Origin of the sequence: Gangjinia marincola, assembly GCF_039523415.1 — a bacterium.
In the GTDB taxonomy this organism is placed as follows: Bacteria; Bacteroidota; Bacteroidia; order Flavobacteriales; family Flavobacteriaceae; genus Gangjinia; species Gangjinia marincola.
The window spans coordinates 59,819-76,662 of sequence record NZ_BAAAFG010000014.1 but is presented as its reverse complement, the minus strand read 5'-3'; the positions used below and the strand labels follow the sequence as shown (position 1 = coordinate 76,662).

Annotated in this window: 17 protein-coding genes; 16 read left to right on the top strand and 1 reads right to left on the bottom strand. The window is 35.9% G+C overall.

The genetic code is table 11. The features are described 5' to 3' along the window. The 10 genes from ABD000_RS07220 to ABD000_RS07175 form a co-directional block, all read left to right on the top strand. Positions 1-1,010: type VI secretion system Vgr family protein (locus ABD000_RS07220; RefSeq protein ID WP_343765318.1), on the top strand; the 1,010-nt coding region annotated here is incomplete at its 5' end. Between the two features lie 4 nt (positions 1,011-1,014). Continuing rightward, positions 1,015-1,869, top strand: a complete 855-nt coding sequence (locus ABD000_RS07215) for a hypothetical protein (protein WP_343765316.1) — start codon at positions 1,015-1,017, stop codon at positions 1,867-1,869. Positions 1,870-1,875: 6 nt separating this feature from the next. Next, complete coding sequence (locus tag ABD000_RS07210; protein WP_343765314.1) at positions 1,876-2,307, top strand: DUF4280 domain-containing protein; 432 nt, start codon at positions 1,876-1,878, stop codon at positions 2,305-2,307. 11 nt (positions 2,308-2,318) lie between these two features. Beyond that, a complete protein-coding gene (locus ABD000_RS07205; RefSeq protein ID WP_343765311.1) occupies positions 2,319-3,458 on the top strand; it encodes a DUF6402 family protein in 1,140 nt (379 codons plus the stop codon). Next, a complete protein-coding gene (locus tag ABD000_RS07200) occupies positions 3,455-3,820 on the top strand; it encodes a hypothetical protein (RefSeq protein WP_343765309.1) in 366 nt (121 codons plus the stop codon). The genes ABD000_RS07205 and ABD000_RS07200 overlap by 4 nt, the downstream gene beginning before the upstream one ends. Before the next feature lie 11 nt (positions 3,821-3,831). Continuing rightward, entirely contained in the window at positions 3,832-5,577 is a 1,746-nt protein-coding gene (locus ABD000_RS07195; protein ID WP_343765307.1) for a hypothetical protein, read from the top strand. Positions 5,578-5,590: 13 nt separating this feature from the next. Further along, positions 5,591-6,361 carry a hypothetical protein gene (locus ABD000_RS07190; protein WP_343765305.1) on the top strand — a complete coding sequence of 257 codons (771 nt, stop codon included), beginning with the start codon at positions 5,591-5,593 and terminating at the stop codon, positions 6,359-6,361. A 79-nt stretch (positions 6,362-6,440) separates the two neighbouring features. Continuing rightward, positions 6,441-7,562 (top strand): hypothetical protein, encoded by a 1,122-nt coding sequence (locus tag ABD000_RS07185; RefSeq protein WP_343765301.1) that lies wholly within the window; start codon positions 6,441-6,443, stop codon positions 7,560-7,562. Positions 7,563-7,626: 64 nt separating this feature from the next. Further along, positions 7,627-8,658: a hypothetical protein gene (locus ABD000_RS07180; RefSeq protein WP_343765291.1), complete on the top strand. Its 1,032-nt coding sequence runs from the start codon at positions 7,627-7,629 to the stop codon at positions 8,656-8,658. Next, on the top strand, positions 8,655-9,638 hold the full coding sequence (locus ABD000_RS07175) for a hypothetical protein (RefSeq protein ID WP_343765288.1): 984 nt from the start codon (positions 8,655-8,657) through the stop codon (positions 9,636-9,638). Before ABD000_RS07180 ends, ABD000_RS07175 begins: the two co-directional genes overlap by 4 nt. 168 nt (positions 9,639-9,806) lie before the next feature. On the opposite strand, the gene ABD000_RS07170 is transcribed toward ABD000_RS07175, so the two are convergent. Then, positions 9,807-10,520 (bottom strand): RDD family protein, encoded by a 714-nt coding sequence (locus ABD000_RS07170; RefSeq protein ID WP_343765285.1) that lies wholly within the window; start codon positions 10,518-10,520, stop codon positions 9,807-9,809. A gap of 35 nt (positions 10,521-10,555) precedes the next feature. Between ABD000_RS07170 and ABD000_RS07165 the strand changes: the two genes are divergently transcribed. The 6 genes from ABD000_RS07165 to ABD000_RS07140 are packed head-to-tail and all read left to right on the top strand — an operon-like array spanning position 10,556 to position 16,718. After that, positions 10,556-11,518 carry a stage II sporulation protein M gene (locus ABD000_RS07165; protein WP_343765282.1) on the top strand — a complete coding sequence of 321 codons (963 nt, stop codon included), beginning with the start codon at positions 10,556-10,558 and terminating at the stop codon, positions 11,516-11,518. Beyond that, the gene (locus ABD000_RS07160) at positions 11,518-12,408 is read left to right on the top strand and encodes a hypothetical protein (protein WP_343765280.1); all 891 of its coding nucleotides are present in this window, start codon (positions 11,518-11,520) and stop codon (positions 12,406-12,408) included. The genes ABD000_RS07165 and ABD000_RS07160 overlap by 1 nt, the downstream gene beginning before the upstream one ends. Further along, positions 12,405-13,145: a DUF4129 domain-containing protein gene (locus ABD000_RS07155; RefSeq protein ID WP_343765277.1), complete on the top strand. Its 741-nt coding sequence runs from the start codon at positions 12,405-12,407 to the stop codon at positions 13,143-13,145. The genes ABD000_RS07160 and ABD000_RS07155 overlap by 4 nt, the downstream gene beginning before the upstream one ends. Next, a complete protein-coding gene (locus ABD000_RS07150) occupies positions 13,145-14,371 on the top strand; it encodes a DUF4350 domain-containing protein (protein ID WP_343765275.1) in 1,227 nt (408 codons plus the stop codon). Before ABD000_RS07155 ends, ABD000_RS07150 begins: the two co-directional genes overlap by 1 nt. Beyond that, positions 14,355-15,365, top strand: a complete 1,011-nt coding sequence (locus tag ABD000_RS07145) for an AAA family ATPase (protein WP_343765273.1) — start codon at positions 14,355-14,357, stop codon at positions 15,363-15,365. The genes ABD000_RS07150 and ABD000_RS07145 overlap by 17 nt, the downstream gene beginning before the upstream one ends. Next, positions 15,366-16,718, top strand: a complete 1,353-nt coding sequence (locus ABD000_RS07140) for a DUF58 domain-containing protein (protein ID WP_343765271.1) — start codon at positions 15,366-15,368, stop codon at positions 16,716-16,718. Positions 16,719-16,844 lie beyond the last annotated feature (126 nt).

Sequence of the window (16,844 nt, the reverse complement as noted above, 5' to 3'; positions counted from 1 at the left end):
CAGCAGTCTACCTCAATGCCTACAACGATCCCCAGCTCAAACAGCGTTTAGACACTCATGTCGCCCAGCAAAAGAAAGCAGATGAGGCCAAACAAATGACCGTGAAAGGGGTGAGTGATAATCCCGGGGTAAGCCTGGGGCAGATCATCAAAGTAACCGGGCAGGGAATCACTCCGGGGAGTTTTAGAATCACCAAGGTTACCCACACCGCCACAGAGAATGGTACCTACCTCAATAGCTTTGAAGGGGTCGATGCTGCGGCTGACACCTACCCCATGACCAATGTGATGGCACATCCAAAAAGCAACAGCCAGGTAGCTGTGGTGATGGATAATGCTGATCCAGACGGGCTGGGAAGGATCAAAGTACAGTTTCCATGGCAAAAGCCACAGGGAGAAGTAACGCCCTGGTTACGGGTGATGACCCCACATGCAGGAGGAGAAAAAGGATTTCACTTTATACCGGAGACCGGTGAAGAAGTGCTCATTGGTTTTGAAGGGGGTAATGCAGAACGTCCCTACGTGATGGGAGCACTTTACAACGGTAGCAGTAATCCCGCAGGATGGAAAACAGGAACCAATGACGTTAAAGCCATCAGAACCCGAAGCGGGCACACCATAGAGCTCAATGATACTAAAGGAGGTGAGTTTATTACCATTACGGATCAAAATAAAAATTTGATCACCATAGATACTGCAAACAATAATATGACCATTACCGCTTTAGAAAAAATGACGTTGAATGCGAATAACCTGGAAATCAATGTAAAGCAAAATATGGATATCAATGTTGGACAAAACAAAAGCGAACGAATCGGTCAAAATCACAATGTCAACTCAACGAACGCCAATGAATCTGTGGCACAAGCCAAAAATGTAAACGTAGGAGCACTGCTCAATCAATTCTCAGCTACCGCAAATTTAATTGCTACGGCCGGTGATATGACGATACATTCTAAGGGAATATCTACCTTTCAGGGAAATGCAGATGTGAAAATAAGTAAAGGTTAATTGCATGAGATTTGTTGTAGCTAAAGAGCGTTTGCCACTTCCAACCATTGAAACAACTTTGTTCTTTGAACAACAGGTTCTTAGTACCAAATGGATAAATGGACAATCTACTAATCAAAAAGCGCAGCGAAAATTTTCAGTAAGCTATCAGCCTCAACCAAATGGTGCGATACATGTTGACATAACGACTAAATTGTATAAAGTTACCCTGCCTTCAGTATTAAAAAAACAGGAAGAATTGATTTTGAAGATTTCTTCATTGATTGACAGATTGGAATGTGTCATGGATCATCAAGGGCGATTATCCCGGCTTCTCAATCATAGAGAAATTATGGATCACTGGGCTGCCCTAAAACCAAAACTAATGAACCAGTATAAAGGCAGTGGAGTAATAGGATACATCAAAGGAATCGAAAAAAAGATATCAAATCCTTCAGAATTACTTGATGACATTAATCAGTATCGTTTGTTTGGATTTTTATTTAATGGTCTTTATAGAGAATACTCTTCTGAAACTTCTGAAAACCCAAGCAACATCAAACGAATTGAAAATGCTGTATTCGGCCTGCATTATGATGTAGAAGAGCGATTAGAGTTACACCAAAATAAAGACGATCAAATGATGGTGATTATAAGTGGGCAAAATGCAAATGCACCATCGCAGGAAAAAAGATTTAATACGATGATGTTGAATAAGAATGTGTACGGAGGAGTAGAACTAGTTTTAGATACGTATCACGGAAACTATCTGTTCAGCAGATCATCTGGTGATGTTCGCAACGCATCACTTTGTATGGAAACCAGCCACGGTAAAAATTATAAAAAAAAACAGGAATATGAAATTCGCTTACTGAATTAATTTGATATGAGTGGTAAAAAATATGTTTGTAATAATGCCAAGATTGAGTGTTCTTTATGTTTAAAGCCTGAGGGTACGTTGGTGGTGACCTCCAACCAAGTCAAACTACAAGACAAAACCTGGGCGACTTTAAAAGATAACAAGAAAGCAAACCTCCAATTTTCGGGTAATTGCAAGAAAAGTGATAAACAAAGTGTTCCCTGTGTAGCGCTGATTTCTCCAACAAAATGGATTAACACGGGAGAAATCTTGATTCAGGGAAATAAAGCACTTTTAGAATGTTCTACGATAAAATGTAGCTATGGTGGAGTCGATATAAAGATTAAGGATCATATACAAAAATCACAAATGGACAGTGCTGAAGCAACCGATGTAGAGGCGATTTCTCCGTCAAGCGGAACCACAACCAAGGTGACTTCATCAAAACTCGTTCAATAAGAAATTAACGGATGGTACTTGAATTTGAACAGGACGAAGCCCGAATAGAATGGGAACCCGATGCGAGTGTAACCGCTGATATCTATCAGGTAAAGGTATATGCACAACCTAAAGATGGAGGAAGTAAATCGTTGGTGCACACTTCTCAAGAATTTGAGCTGGGAACCGGGAAGCATCTTTACAGGCTCACTATAGACTACATGTATTACAATAGAGCGGCAAAAGCAACGGCAACCGGCAGTGGGCCTCTCCCAAATATTCTGGAGTTTTCATTTGCTATTTTGATTGAAGGCGAAGAAACTGAAGTGGCGGATGTAGTTGAAGTACACTTTGTGCGTTATGTCCCTCAATTAATGGGAATTAAAGGTTTTTCTAATGCAGAAGGTTTACAGCGCATCTGGTTTACTCGCGGAAGCAATATCAACAAAGACAGTGTTGATCCTGAAATTGATGCGGTGACATTTAGCTGGGCAACTTCAGAAAGCAGTCAAGTACGTACCGAAGCAAATCAATTTATTCGGGCTACTGAAAATGCACTAAATGCATGGACAAACACTGCGCCAAAGCGTTCGTTAAAAGCTGAGATTAATCGAATGGTGACTGACGGAAAAATGAGCTTACCCGCTTCTCAAGGATCAAAAACGAGTTTTGGTGTAACGAGTAAGGCAATTATTACGCATAGAGGAGAAAAAATGCCGGAGTATGAAAAGTATTATTTCAACAGTAAATCCTTTTCGGGATTTTTTGATATGGGTGTTCATTTTATGACCGATGGTTTGGACGACTTTGTAGCATCACTGGCTAATTTCAATTTTCATATGTATGCCAAAGGAGAATTGGTCTATAATGAACCGGGTCTTATTTCAAATGCTTCGGTTCAGGTTAACGTAAAGCAGCTTGGCATCTATATCAAGGATAGTTATGACTTTATTGATGATGACCCTTCAGCAGCATCACAAGAGCTGGGATTTTGGAGAATTGATAGCAGAGATGCTATTACTATTGAAAGGACGCGGGATAATCCTTCAGGTTTCTTTGAAGTTACCAACAAAAGTTATCGGGATTACAGGGATGCCCACCAAATGGGATATAATTATCACCTCTACTCTACCGTTAAATTAGAAAGCATTAATGCTAATTTTAAATTATGAAAACGTACCTGATTATAGGATTAATTGTCATTGTGGCACTTGTGGTGGGAATATATCTATTTACCAAGAAAGAGTATGCATTAAAAGAAAGTTTTGCAAGTCCAGATGCAGCATATACGATTGATCTTTATGTAGAACAGGGTAATCCCGGGAGTGGCTCTTTTACAGGTGATGCTGATTTTAAAAAAGCCTATGTCATCCTAAAAAATAAGAATGGAGAAGTCTTATCCAAACCTTCAGTTTTAAATTCCTGTAGGTTTACACTTGGCGATTTTTCGCTGGATTGGAACGAGGAGGGTAAAATTTATTTCACCAAGTTTAACTATATCGATTTGAGTGATCATTCAATGAATTGTATGTAAAGCGAAATGTTATGGAAGATGAAATCTTAGAACATTCTGAAAGTAAGGGCGTTTCTGGTCCAGAGGAAGTAATTGGACAAGAGCGTCCGCAAATGAATAGTACACCGGCAAATGATGGTACGGCAGATGGTATTTTGGATGCCTATTTTGCCAAAAAGGAATATAGACCTCGAGGTAACGAAGTTTCACGATCGTATACATACAGTTTTAATAATCCTCAAGACACAGCTACTGAAGCAGAAAAAAGAGAAATCGCCAGACAAATTATAAGTTTAAAATCAGCTGAATGGAAAGAAACTAAAGAATTTGCATACGATGCTATCATAGCTCAAGCGCTTATAAAAACTAGATATGATAGCCAAGATACTGTAACATTTGACCTATATAAACTTCAGCCTGAGTTTAGAAAAATAACAGCAGCCCCATTAGAAAGTGTAGTATATGTTTTTGCAAGGACATCAAATTTGGACGAAAAAGAAATGACCATAACTATCCATGAAAAAGAACAACTATTAGTTGATGAAGAAAGTCCTTTACCGGTTCTTGAAGTTACTGGAGATGATGGCGAGGAAGAAAACGGAGCAGAGATTACTGAATTGACTGAAACTATAGAAGATGGAAAATTTATAAAAAAAATAAGGCTCCGTCCAGCATCTGATGAAGACCTACAAAATTGGCGTGATCTCATGAATGGTGAAACTGAAGAAGAAGAGGAAGAAAGTGAGGACGAAAATGAAATTCCTGAAGTTTTTTTATGGCTTAAAGCTATAGCAGAAGGAGATGAAGAAAGTCACACAAACGAATTTTTGAATGAAAACGATGAAGCATATTTTGAACTAAACATCTGTGATTGTGGTAAACGTTTTGCTGGAAGTTTTCAATGCACGCGCTATGGTACTGTGTTTGGACCTGTCTATTGGGGAGATATGCCATTAGAAGATTATCCTCAATGGGATGACCTTGTAGCGGACGGCCGAGTTACAGTTTTTGAGCGGGATGTTATGATCGGAATGTCTCCTAATGAAGGAGACCTTGATTCTGTACAATCTTACGATAGTGAAATTTTGACTGCTGGCGCAATGCAGAAAACGATAAATCCAACTGGTCAAGGTGAATTCCCTATACAAGTTGCAGAATTTAAAGAACTAAATCCCGAAAAGTACAATTGTTTATTCGAGTCCTGTGGATGGACAGTAGAAGAAAATACAATGTACTATCAAGATTTAAGCAATAGTGATTCGCAAAGAGTTACTGGTAGACAATTAAAAAATTTAATTAGGGAGGGGTTCAATGCCTCAGAATTCAGGAATTATCTGGATTGTAAACCTCTTGAACCAATATTAAAGGCGGTGAAGGATCCTGATTTTCAAGCTAAACAAATAGATGACTTCATAGATAGACTGAGAAATCGGGTACTTCCAACAACTCCTGTAGGTTATAATAATACTATTGGAGAATATCTTAACAGTGCATTAGGACATGCTACGGTATTAGACCATCATATAAATAGACCTGCTTATTTAGATAATGACTTTGGCTCTGCCCTCGACGTATTCTTTAGACAAGTGGACCGAGAAATTGAACGTTACAATGTTAATAGATCAAGCGATGAGCAATTGCAACCTGTATCCAGAAACCCTAATGAATGGGGTAATAATCACGCCAGATATGAGCAAAGAATACTTGATATTTACGGTGTAAACAGAAGAGGTACAGATATGCCTGAACGTTATAGACGCATGCAAGATCGTTTTTAAAATACTGATTCTAATGAATGCAAAATTAATTTTAGCAGTTTTAGCTCTGATTTTCTTAACTACTTTCAGTTGTTCAACTACATCTAAAAGTCGTGAGCAGCTGATTGAAAACATACCTTATAAAAATAAGCAAAGCTCTGTTTTAACAGAATGCTCATCAAAAAATAATTTATACAACATTAAATTAATAAAGGAAGATTCTTTATCTGATAAAGTTAAGCTAAATATCTTGGGACCTTCCTTATCTGATTCTGCTTTATTTTCATTAAAGCGGATGCCAATAATCATAAATGACCTAAAAAACTTAAGTTTAATATGTGGAGATCAATCTTTTAAATTAGAAATGAATGATAGGTTGGGGAATTATTATTCTAAAACAATGTATCAATTCAAATTAGATTCTATTAAAAATAACACGATGTATAATGGTACTATTGAAATTCATTCGTCAAGACAAGGTATAATGGTTGCTATTTTACCAAATATTGAGGCCATACCATTTAAAGATTTTCCACCTAAAAATATATTAAACTCTAAATATATTCAACTTCTATCTCCTGGTAATTATGAAAATGGTATTTCTCATTACATCAGCTCCCTAAATAAGCTTAAACTTCAAAACAACAAAGCGTTAAACTTAGCTACCGATGAGAGTATACTCAAAATGCTTATCGATGAATTTTATATTAGTAATGATGCGGAATCCTTTGAAAAACTTAAAAAATTTTTGATCGAAGCGGGTTTATTTCAGAAAGCAACTTTTATAAACAGTGGCATTAATTAACAAAATATTAACATGTTTACATAATTTGACCATAGAAAGAAATGTATTTATGGAGCACAAATAGTAATTACAGAGGATTATGAATAAATATATGTTATTAGGGGTTTTAGTCTTCACACTAGTTTCATGTGATTCTAAAACAAAAGAAGAAGTAAAAAATGAGGTAGATAATTTATTCTCTTTTGAAAATAAAATTCCTGTTCAAAATGATTGGTTATTACTAAAAAAATCTTATGAAGACAAGAATGAGGATCAATTCATGAAACAATTTCCAAGCTCATTTATAACATTCATGGATTATTTTGGCTGGAATGAGATCGAGAATAACCCAAATCCTCTTTACGATGTAAGTATAGATTATATCAATTATTGGTTCTCCAATCTTTCAAAGAAAGAGCATAAAAAGTATGAGGATAAGCTCATCGGCATAGCAATGAATGGATCGTGGCAGGCTGATGCAGTCAATTATTTTCAATATAATATGATCGAATATCTAAAAAGAGAAAATGCCTTTACGCTAATAAATAAAATTAATGAGGAAGACGCAAAATCCGTATTATTCTTTCTTTTTGATGGACCGCACCCTAAAAGAGATAATTCATTTGAAAAAGGGCTAAACTCCGAAAAAAAAGAGCTCTTAGATAATATCTTTGATCAGAATTTTTTAAATAATACGATACATACTAATCAAACTATAGAAACAGTATATGAGCTTAGTTACTATAAAAAGAGTGATTCGTACTTTTCTAAGGATATTGATGTGAATAAAGACGGGAATCCTGATATAGTGATCTCAAATAAAAGGCTTGAAGGAAATGAACTTTTATTTTTTGATAGTAAAGTAAATCCATCTAAATTAATTCTAAAGAGCATTAATTTTTCAGAAGACGGAGGCTATACCATTGATACCATAGAGCCTTTAGATAAAGACGGTGTTTTAAAAATCATCACGTATTCAGCTGGTGGTGATACGTTTGCTGAGCATTATATAGACTTTATAAATAATCGTTGGATGTTAACTAAAACAATCTATATTAATGAGGTTTCAACTGAAAAAGAAACCACAATATACAGATGTGTGATTCAGCAAAATCTGGAAATGTCAGAATTAAGTAATACTGAATATGCAAAAAAAATAAAGCAACTTCCTGCGCAGGATATTAGAAAAGAAAAATGTGAAGTATCAGTTCGCGAAAATTGATGCGGGCTTAAGTTCATCTATAGGCACACGCTGACCATTTACACGGAGAATAATTAAGAAGCAAATGAAATATCAGATCATATATCAATTATTTTTTCTTAGCGTACTAATCACTTTTTCTTGCAAGAATACTAGTACATCTAAAACAGAAAACGTCGAAAAAGAAGCACTAATCACAAAAAGTGAAGTGTTAGATAAATTTCAAAATGAAATCTGTGAATTACCAGAAAACATTAAAAATTATTTCAATACAAACTCTAATACATGGGAGCCTATAACGATTAATGAAATAAATTTATTAGATAAGCCTATAGATCAAACTAAAACGAATTGTTTAATCTCTACAACTTCAGATTTTGATAGAAATGGAGAAATGGATTTTGCAATCATAGCCAGGAGATTAGATGAACTTGTAGATGGTTATGGAGATCATAAATTCCCCTTCCTATTGATCTTTAATGATTTTAAGACTAGTAAAGCATCTACTCAACCCTATGTTATTAAAAAAGACGCCAATGCACAAGACGGACAAATAAATACAATCATCTACGATCAATTTGATACCGGTATAATAACCTATTTACAAAATACAGATCAATGCAATAAAAATATGCTTGAGGTTATACTGCCAGAAAAATCCAGTTTTTTTGTGTTTTGGGACACACAGGATCAAAGATATAATTATCGAAATGCTTTAGATTTTGATTGCAGTATTTTTAAAGAATCGGCGACACTTAGCAATGCTGCTCAGTGGTATGGAAACTATATAGGTACTTTTACAAGAATAGAAAGTGAATCTGGAGATCCTAGATCGCGGGCAACTATAACTATTTCTATAGATGATAATGGAGGTGGTATGTTTAGTTTGGACAGTTATGTAGAAAATATAAAAGGAACATTTTCTATCTCACAGGTAGATGATAGAAAACTTAGTTTGCATGATTTTCAAACTTCAAATAAAAAAAATTCTACCCATGATCTGGGAGAACTTATTTTAAATGACTCAATATATTATTTCAAAAGTACTTATATAGATTCTTTAGTGGGAAAGTCAAAAAACAAATACAGTCTTGAGCGAACGAAATCTAAAGGATGATTACTAAAGTAAGATATAATTTAGTAGTTTTCGTAATCCTTGCACTAGTGTCATGTAGGAAAAAAAAGAGCCCCATAGTTGTTGATCAGCTAACCACTGAAATTAAGTTAAATCAAGACTCATCCACTAGTTCAAAATGGCATTATAGAGAGACTTATCCTATTGGCGAAAGGGATATCTCTGCGAACGGTTTGAAAAAAAATCCCTACGAGAATATAGTATTCCAATTGAATCAAAATGGAATTAGAATTAATGAAGATTCAACTGAAGAAATATTTCGTACTAAACTTCCTATTAAGATCTATTTTAATGCTTATATGAAGCAATTCTACATCAATCTATTTCAAGATAAGCTGAAAATATCATTACCCGACTCAATCATATCCATTAGAAATAAAAATGCTCATATAAAAGCTTCTCCATTAAAATCTCTTTTCGATGATGCTTTCATAGTAAAAAATTATTTTATAATCGAACAGGATGGTTTTGCTCATATATTTTCTAATCAAATTATATCAGATGAAAAATCTAAGATTGCAATTCCTCCAGCATTCGATGAAATTGTAAATAAAGAATTGGTTGGTATTTCCATTTTAAATGAATCTAATAGCGATCCATATAAAAAATATGGCCTTGATTTTGAAACATTATGCTATTGTAATACACCCTCATTATTAATTAATAAAGACGATGGTAACTTGATTGTATTTAATTATTGTGATAAAGAATCAGTGCCCGAAAATTCAGAAAGAATACATATTTTGAAAATAATTGAGGCAAAGAAAATGAAAGCCAGTTTATATCTTAAAACAGAATCTAACGTTGAGCTTTACATTAATAAAAAAACTGGTATACCTATTTATCAAATAATTATCGATGGTCCGTTTCCTAAGGAATATGTCGGCAATACTATAAAAGAAAATTTCACTCCAGAACCTGAAAAATTTGAAAAGGTTTCTTGCAAGGATTTTGACGGATAATGGTGAACCATTAATTTATAAATGTGAAAACTATTTAAAAAAATAAATTTTATCAAAGAGAGAACCGGTACCAATTAAAGGTATGGCTTGTTAAGTGGAGAGAGATTTTCGCTTAATTTAATTATCACAAATGATTCACTACTCATTTTTTGTAGTAATGATAGTCCGCTACTGCTGAGTATAGTAATTGTAATCCTTGATCACCCGATCCACAAAGAGCAGGGGTTTTTCTTCAGGAGTAATCTCTAAAACACTGGAAATTCGATTAGAAAGCGAAAGAATTACTTTGTGGTTAGAAGATCGTCTTGCTTTGGTAAATATAGTTTTAATAGATTGGATTTCCTGATCTGTAAATACAGTGACCTGCGAATATTTGGGTACGTAATCTTCAGGAAGATCTACCAGTAAGGTGTTAGCAAAACTAGTTCTCCTTGCTTCGGTAATAACTGTAGTTTTAGCAGCAAGATCCCCTAAGCGCTGTCCTTTTCGGCTAAAAAGCAAACTAATTACCGCGACAGAACCACTGGAAAAGGTGATATCAATGAGGCGCAATAACCATCTGATGGCGTAATTAGAAAATGCAGGTTTACCACCATTAACCAACACTACCCGTATTTTCATAACCATTTTTCCTAGTGATTGACCATCATTAAAGGTTTCCATTAATAAATGATATAAAAAAATAGGTAATCCTACTGCCAGTTGGAAAACCCATTCATCAAAAGAATCCATACCTATAAACCCTGCCGCCACAAATATTAACGTAGCATATGCCACTAAAACCAACACGTCAATGATAAAGGCAAAAATACGATCTCCTACATTTGCTACCGGCTGATGAATACTAACATTTTGAGCCGTTTCTATTTGAAAATTATCCATTTAATTGGTTTCTTTGGGTCACTAAGATTTAAAGCATGCGCGAGGCAGCATTTGTAAAGCAAAATAAAGATAAATGGCAACGATTTGAAAATGCAATCACTCAAAATGCTACATTTTCACCAGATGAGCTTTCTGCCCTCTATTTAGAAATTACAGATCATTTGAGCTATGCGCAAACCTTTTATCCTAAAAGTAATACACTTCTTTACCTTAATCAGCTCTCTTCCAGGGCTCATCAAAAAATATATAAAACCAAGCGGGAATCAAGAGGTCGTATTGTATCATTCTTTCTAAAGGAATTTCCGCTATCGTTCTATCAACATCGCAAGCAACTACTGTTTTCAGTCGTATTTTTTGCGCTCTTCACAGTAATAGGTGTTTTTTCTGCGTCGCAAGATGGAGATTTTGTGCGTATGATCCTGGGAGATCAATACGTAAATATGACGTTGCAAAACATTGAAAATGGTGATCCCATGGCGGTTTATAAAAAAGCCAATGAAATGAATATGTTTATTGGAATAACAATTAACAATATCAGAGTAGCACTCTTTGCCTTTGTTTGCGGAATTTTCCTTGGAATAGGAACGCTTTTTATCGTCATGAGAAATGCTATTATGTTGGGCTCTTTTCAGTACTTTTTTTATGATAAGGGGTTACTTTGGGAGTCTGTTCGAACCATTTGGATTCACGGTACAATTGAAATATCAGTTATTATCATCGCTTCGTGTGCAGGCTTAGTAATGGCAAAGTATATGTTTTTCCCAAATACGTACAGGCGCTTAGATGCATTTGTAATTGGTGTTAAGGAAGGATTAAAAATTGTAGTTAGCACAATCCCGCTATTTATAGTAGCGGGTTTTTTAGAGGGATTCGTTACAAGACATACCGAAATGCCAGACTGGTTAGCCATTAACATCATAGGACTTAGCTTTGCGCTCATCGTATACTATTATGTGATTCTCCCCCGTCAACTCCATAAAAAACACAACAAAGTCTAATGAATCAAGAATACATAGAATTTAAGCGAAAAAGAGAATTAGGAGAAATAATCTCGGTTACATTTGCCTTTGTACGCGATAATTATAAATCCTTGCTATCCATTTTGTTCAAGATATCATGGCCTATACTTATACTTGCATTAGCTGCTTCAATATTTTATATGTACACTACTTTTGGACTTGGTTTTGGACAAGGTAGCTTCGGCATTTTGAGTTCAGCCGGAATGATGTCTGGAATATTCGTACTAGCCCTATTTGCGATGCTAATTTGTACCGTATTGCTATATGCTGTACTATATTCCGGAACCTTACAGTATATCAAGTCTTATGTTAAACATCAGGGACAAGTTGAAGAACTGGAGGTAAGACAAGGAGTCAAAAATTCTGTGGGAGGCATGATAGGACTACTGTTTTTAGTTGGAATCATGATCGTGATAGGATTATTTATTTGTTTTTTTCCAGGGGTTTATCTTGCTGTCCCCCTATCACTCACCTTTGCTATCTACACCTTTGAACGAAAGGATATTGGTGAAGCTATCTCGCATTCATTCACATTGATTAAAGATCATTGGTGGGTTACTTTTTTTACCATCATTATCATAAGCATTTTGGTGGCAATTATAAACTATATATTTCAAATTCCTGCTCTGATCTATTTCTTTGCTAAAACGTTTATTTCTATTCAAGACATCAATACCGCAGATCCTACATCTATGGTGGATTGGATAGATTTGATCTTAAACTCTATTGCAACTCTTGCTCAATATATTTTCTCCATCGTAAGCGTAGTATGTATTACTTTTATCTATTTCAACCTCAATGAACACCGTCACGATACAGGCACCTTTGAACAAATTGAAAACCTGGGAAAAAGAACTTCTGATTCATGAAAATAATCCTTGTATGGTATTTTGTGTGTTGTTTTTTTTCGCTTGACGCGGAAAATGACTCCCTTCGGCCTGCAAACGAAGTATCCTACGACAAGACTGAGGTCAACCCTCTAGCATTTGATCAGGATGATCTTGAACGCTACCGAAGCAGTAGTGATTTTGATTACATGGAACAGATAGAACCTGCCGATGATTTTTTTACGTCCCTTTTTCGCTGGATAAATAATACATGGGACAAATTTATGAATTGGTTGTTTGATGGTGTAGAACTCAATGGATTTTGGTCACTCATTGTTAGATCGCTTCCGTATATTCTTATTGCTGGCCTGCTGGCCCTTATTGTCTACCTGTTCATACGATTTAATCCGGGAGAAGCAATTAAAAGAGATCAGGAGCTTCCACAAGTATTTTTAAGTGATGATGATAAGATCATTCAATCACGAAACATAGATGACCTCATTGCACAAGCACTGAAACAAAAGAACTACCGCCTGGCAGTGAGATATTATTATTTGAGAATGCTTCAACAATTAAAAGAAAAAGAACTAATCCAATATGAGGCGCAAAAGACCAATGCAGACTATGCTGTAGAACTGGCGCAGTCCACTATATATCCCTCGTTTAGGGATTTAACTAAAATCTACGACTATACCTGGTATGGTAATTTTGAAGTTGGAGAAACCGAGTATCATGTTGCACGAACAAAGTTTAACCAATTAAGCGGCACATTAAACTAATGAGCAAAAAGCACAAAATAATATTGGGTGTACTTATTGCTTTATTAGCCATGTTGGTGGTGCTGGAGGCAAATAAGTCCCAACCAATCAATTGGTTTCCCAGCTATGCTAAAACAGATAAGATCCCGCTAGGAACTTTTGTGCTTTTTGAGCAGCTTGCTAAAAATGAGACCTTCACACTGACCGAAGTCAATCAACCACCATTCATTGCTTTACAAGACAGTTTGAAAGAAGGAAGCTATCTTTTTGTCAATGATAAAATCATGTTTGATAAGGACGAGACAAATCGCCTATTGCATTGGATTGAGCGGGGTAATGCAGCCTACATCGCCGCAAACTATATGTCCAGCGCACTTTTAGACACCTTAGATATTTCTATGGCAGTAGGGTTTGTTACCAATACTGTTGAAAGTGATCCTGTATTTTCGCTCACCTCCAAACCAGATCCTGATCATTCATACCGATTTAACACAAGTATTGATATTAAATATTTTGATAAAATTGATACCACGTCCCATAAAATTCTGGGTCACATCGATATATACGAAGAGAATGATGAAAAAAATGATTCTTTGGTAAACTTTATTGAAATCCCCTATGGTGAGGGAACGCTATGGCTTCATAGCATGCCCCAGGCATTTTCAAATTATTTTATCCTTCAAAAGGATCATGAAAACTACACGCAAAAGGCATTAGGCTATTTACCTAAATCATCTAACCTCTACTGGGATAATCATTATAAATCAGGACAAACTATACAGTTATCTGTCCTATATCTGCTACTTGGAAATAAATACCTTAAATGGAGCTATTATATGGCACTAATCGCCGGAGTTCTATTTGTTATTTTTGAAGGTAAGCGCAAGCAACGCAGTATTCCGATGATTACGCCTTTAAAAAATCAAACCTATGCGTATACACAAACTATTGCAGGAATGTACCTTGAGCGAAAAGAACACACTGAGATCGCTAAAAAACAAATACGCCAATTATTCGATTTCATTCGAACCAAATTACGCGTAAATCTTACTGGCAAACACATTGATAAAGAAGATATTGAGACCATTACAGCACGCAGCGGTGCTTCCGCGAAAGCGGTAAAAGAATTATTTATTGATATTGAACATATTCTTCAGCAACCCGAAGAAATTACAAAAAATGAATTACTGGAACTCACGAAAAAAATAAATCATTTTAAACATTCCATCCATGGAAGAACAGAATAATCCCACACCAAAATCTGATCGAAACCTTGAGTTTACAACTAGGATTCCCTTAGAAGAGCTAAAAGCCGCAGTAGAGCAAATTAAAGAGGAACTTGGTAAAATTATTATTGGTCAACATGAATTTATAGAACTTCTTATCGTTGCTTTACTTGCAGATGGGCATGTACTGATTGAAGGTGTTCCCGGTATAGCCAAAACCATCACCGCAAAACTATTTGCTAAAACGCTGGATACAGATTTTAGCAGATTGCAGTTCACCCCAGACTTAATGCCGAGTGATGTCTTAGGGACTTCTGTTCTTAATATGAAAACCAGCGAATTTGAATTTAAAAAAGGACCTATTTTCTCCAATATAGTATTGATTGATGAGATTAACAGAGCGCCCGCAAAAACGCAGGCTGCACTATTTGAAGTGATGGAAGAGCGTCAAATCACTATGGATGGCACACGCTATGATATGCCGCCACCCTTTATGGTTTTGGCTACGCAAAATCCTGTTGAACAGGAAGGAACCTATGCCCTACCCGAAGCTCAATTGGATCGTTTTTTATTTAAAATTACGGTAAACTATCCGTCGTTGAAGGAAGAAATCGATATCTTAACTTCTCACCATGCGAGAAAAGGGAAAATGGCTGTTTTACAATTAAATGAAGTGCTTACGCCTGATGCATTACAGGAATTTAAAACACAAATCCATGAGGTTGTAGTGGAAGAGAAAATTTTAAGCTATATCGCCCAAATCGTTACGAAAACCCGTAACCATCCGCATTTATTCTTAGGTGGAAGCCCCAGGGCATCGCTGGCAATTATGAATGCCTCTAAAGCTTTTGCCGCGATTGAAGGTAGGGATTTTGTCACACCAGAGGATGTAAAGAAAACCTTGGTTCCCGTTTTGAGACATCGTATCATTTTATCGCCAGAGCGTGAAATGGAAGGAATGACCACGGCACAGGTAGTAGAGATGATTACACAATCTGTTGAAATCCCACGATAAGTGATTCAATTTTTTAAATCCTTATATCTTTCTGAAAGGTTTTACTACCTTCTTTTTGGTGTCTCTGTACTCTTTCTAATTTCGTATTGGTATACACCGCTGTATACAGCAGGATGGCTCATGTTCTTAACGGTACTGGTGTTGTTCATCCTTGATATCGCCGCACTGTACGGGCGTAAGCAGATCAAAGGCTCACGTGAAATGGTGGAGAAATTATCCAACGGTGCAGAAAATATTATTCGGGTGATCTTAAAAAATGAATATTCGTTTCCTGTTTTTGTAGAATTGGTAGACGAATTACCTGTGCAATTTCAAAAGAGAGATTTTTTAGAAGAGATTAGGTTGAGTGGTGCAGGGAATTCATCAGCTAAAGCATATACAAAAACCATTGAATATATTGTCGTACCGACAGAACGTGGGGAGTATACGTTTGGTAATCTCAACTGCTTTGTTTCGACTTCATTAAAATTAGTTAAGCGCAAATTCATTTTTAACGGGGAGCAATTAGCCAAGGTATACCCTTCTATTATTGAAATGAAGAAGTACGATTTTTTGGCTATGGATAATCGATTACAATCCATTGGGTTGAAAAAGATACGACGTATAGGGCATACCATGGAATTTGAACAGATCAAGGAATATGTCCCGGGGGATGATGTACGTACGATTAACTGGAAAGCTACCGCTAAACAAGCGCAGTTGATGGTGAATCAATATCAGGATGAAAAATCTCAACCCATTTACACCTTTATTGACACCAGTCGTGTGATGAAAATGCCTTTTGAGGGACTTAAGCTGGTGGATTACGCCATTAATAGTACCCTAGCTTTTGCGAATATCGCTTTGAAGAAAAATGATAAAGTAGGAATGCTCACTTATGCTCATACCGTGGGCAATTATTTAAAAGCTGCCCGAAGGACCAGTCATTTAAGCCTGATGTTAGAAACGCTATATAATATAAATACAAAACATTTAGATAGCGACTTAGGGCTGTTATATGGTCATATTAATCGCAAGATTACTCAGCGTAGTTTGCTTATTATGTTTACCAATTTTGAACATATCAGTGCGATGCGAAGACAGCTCCCCTATCTTAAAGCCATCTCAAAACGGCACGTACTGGTTGTCGTCTTTTTTGAAAATACAGAATTGCGACAGCTTATTGAATCAAACCCGTCTACGATTGGCGATGTTTATGATCAAACGATTGCCAATCAATTTGCGATGGATAAACAGCTTATCGCAAAAGAATTGAATCAATATGGTATCCAAACAGTGCTAACTCCGCCGGCAAAGTTAACCGTGAATACCATCAATAAATATTTAGAAATTAAAGCGAGAGGGTTGTTGTAACTAAAACGTGAGAAGTTAATAATAATCCTGGCAAACTCATTGTATCTGTTATCTCTCTGCTTAAAATAATTCTAAAGCAGTCGCTAACGGAAAATTTTTAATATTAATTCTTTAGTACCCTTAGCA